Raw genomic sequence first — 2,546 nt, forward strand, 5'->3', positions numbered from 1 at the left:
CGCCGGCACGCGCCGCCGCCGGACGCGCACCGCGCGCGACCTGGCGCGCGCATGCGCCGCTATGGCTGATGTGCGCACCCGCATTCGCGCTGTTCGCCGCACTCGTGCTCGTGCCGCTCGCGATGACGTTCGTGCTGACGTTCTACCGCTTCGACCCGGCGACGGGCGCGATCGCCGCGTTCCAGTTCGGCAACTACGCGGAAGTGCTCGGCTCGTCGTACTTCCACACGATCTTTCTGCGCACCTTCGGGATCGCCGTGCTCACGACCGCGATCTGCGTCGCGGTCGGCACGCCGGAAGCGTACGTGCTGTCGAAAATGCGCGACCCGTGGCGCTCGCTGTTCCTGCTCGCGATCCTCGCGCCGCTGCTCGTGTCGATCGTCGTGCGCGCGTTCGGCTGGAGCATGCTGCTGAACACGAGCGGGCTCGTGAACCGGACGCTCGGGCTCGTCGGCCTCGGGCCGTACAAGCTTGAATACACGACCTTCGCGATCGTGATCGCGCTGGTGCACGTGATGCTGCCGTTCATGGTGATTCCCGTGTGGACCGCGCTGCAACGGCTCGATCCGCAGACCGAGCACGCGGCGCTGTCGCTCGGCGCGTCGCCGTTCACGACGCTGCGCCGCATCGTGCTGCCGCAACTGATGCCGGGCGTGCTGTCGGGGAGCCTGATGGTGTTCGGGCTGTCGGCGAGCGCGTTCGCGATTCCCGGCCTGCTCGGCGGGCGCCGGCTGAAGGTTGCCGCCACGGCCGTCTACGACGAATTCCTCGGCTCGCTGAACTGGCCGCTCGGCGCGACGATCGCGGTCCTGCTGCTGGTCGCGAACCTCGTCGTGATGCTCACCTACTACCGCGTGCTCGAACGCCGCTACGCGCGCAGCCTCGGAGGCGCAACCCGATGAGAAAGAACGGCCCCTTCGCCCTCGCGTTCCACACGCTCGTGATCGTGTTCGTGCTCGCGCCGCTCGTGATCGTCGTGCTGGTCGCGTTCACGCCGGACGAAACGCTGACGCTGCCGACCCACGGGCTGTCGCTGCGCTGGTTCCGCGCGATCCTCGACTACCCCGACTTCGTCACCGCGTTCTTCAACAGCCTGAAGCTCGCCTTCGCATCGGCGACGCTGTCGCTCGCGATCGCGCTGCCGGCGGGCCTCGCGATCGGCCGCGCGACGTTTCCCGGCCGCGCGTTCCTGAACGGGCTGCTGCTGTCGCCGCTGGTGATCCCCGGCCTCGTGCTCGGCATCGCGTTGCTGCGCTTCTTCGCGCTGATCGGCGCGACCGGCTCGTTCGCATGGCTCGTGCTCGCGCACATGATCGTCATCACGCCGTTCGTGATGCGGCTCGTGCTCGCGTCCGTCGCCGGCCTCGACCGCAGCATCGAGCAGGCCGCGTGCTCGCTCGGCGCGGACCCGTGGACGACCTTCCGCCGCATCACGCTGCCGATGATCGTGCCGGGCATCACCGGCGGCTGGCTGCTCGCGTTCATCAACAGCTTCGATGAGCTGACGATGTCGATCTTCGTCACGTCGCCGCAGACGGTCACGCTGCCCGTGCGCATGTACATGTACGCGACCGAGTCGATCGACCCGATGATGGCGTCGGTGTCGGCGCTCGTCATCTTCATCACCGCCGGCGCGATGCTGCTGCTCGATCGCGTGTACGGCCTGAACCGCATCCTGATCGGCCAACACTGACGATGACTTCCGTTTCCCGCTCAACCGAACCCGTGGACGACGGCGCGCAGTTCGTGCGCGTCGCGGAGCGCGAGCGCGCCGCGATTGCGTTCACGCTCGACGGCCATCCCGCGCAGGCACTGGCCGGCGACACCGTGCTCACCGCGATCCTCGTCGCGCAGCGTCGCGTGCGCGTCAGCGAATTCAGCGGCCTGCCGCGTGCGGGCTTCTGCCTGATCGGCGCGTGCCAGGACTGCTGGGTGCGCACCGAGGCAGGCGCACGCGTGCGCGCATGCTCGACGCCGATCGCCGACGGCATGCGGATCGTCACCGCCGCGCAGCCCGTTGCAACCGGAGACGTGCGATGAACGACGCACTGCAACCGGTGATCGTCGGCGCGGGCCCGGCCGGTGTACGCGCAGCCGAGGCGCTGGTCGACGCGGGCCTGCGCCCCGTCGTGATCGACGAGAACGCGCGCTGGGGCGGGCAGATCTACCGGCAACCGCCAACAGACGGCGCTTTCTCGCGCGGCAAGCGCACGCTGTACGGGTTCGAGGCCGCCAAGGCCGACGTCGTGCACCGGACCATGGCCGCGCTGCTGCCGCACGTCGACTACCGGCCGGACACGCTCGCGTGGGCGTGCGGCGCGGGCCGCGTCGATACGCTGCAGGGCGGCCGCGAAGTGACCGTGCCGTATTCGCACCTGATCGTCGCGAGCGGCGCGACTGACCGCATGCTGCCGGTGCCGGGCTGGACCCTCGCGGGTGTCTATACGCTCGGCGGCGCACAGGTCGCGCTGAAGGCGCAGGGCTGCGCGATCGGCCGACGCATCGTGTTCGCGGGCACGGGGCCGCTGCTGTATCTCGTCGCGTAC

General features: G+C 69.7%; 4 protein-coding genes. All 4 read left to right on the plus strand.

Annotated features, from left to right (window positions below; all coding sequences use genetic code 11):
* The coding region (locus G3N93_RS37790) for an ABC transporter permease (RefSeq protein ID WP_241026874.1) at positions 1 to 902 on the plus strand (902 nt) is incomplete at its 5' end.
* The gene (locus G3N93_RS37795; RefSeq protein ID WP_174938440.1) at positions 899 to 1,693 is read left to right on the plus strand and encodes an ABC transporter permease; all 795 of its coding nucleotides are present in this window, start codon (positions 899 to 901) and stop codon (positions 1,691 to 1,693) included. The genes G3N93_RS37790 and G3N93_RS37795, both read left to right, overlap by 4 nt.
* 2 nt (positions 1,694 to 1,695) lie before the next feature.
* A complete protein-coding gene (locus G3N93_RS37800; RefSeq protein WP_174987564.1) occupies positions 1,696 to 2,040 on the plus strand; it encodes a (2Fe-2S)-binding protein in 345 nt (114 codons plus the stop codon).
* Positions 2,037 to 2,546: FAD/NAD(P)-binding oxidoreductase (locus G3N93_RS37805; RefSeq protein WP_206135302.1), on the plus strand; the 510-nt coding region annotated here is incomplete at its 3' end. The genes G3N93_RS37800 and G3N93_RS37805, both read left to right, overlap by 4 nt.

Source organism: Burkholderia sp. Se-20378 (assembly GCF_017104665.1).
In the GTDB taxonomy this organism is placed as follows: Bacteria; Pseudomonadota; Gammaproteobacteria; order Burkholderiales; family Burkholderiaceae; genus Burkholderia; species Burkholderia lata.

Bases quoted from the DNA above. Each gene is read 5' to 3' on its own strand.
- G3N93_RS37795 (WP_174938440.1), top strand. From the start codon at position 899: ATGAGAAAGAACGGCCCCTTCGCCCTCGCGTTCCACACGCTCGTGATC.
- G3N93_RS37800 (WP_174987564.1), top strand. From the start codon at position 1,696: ATGACTTCCGTTTCCCGCTCAACCGAACCCGTGGACGACGGCGCGCAG.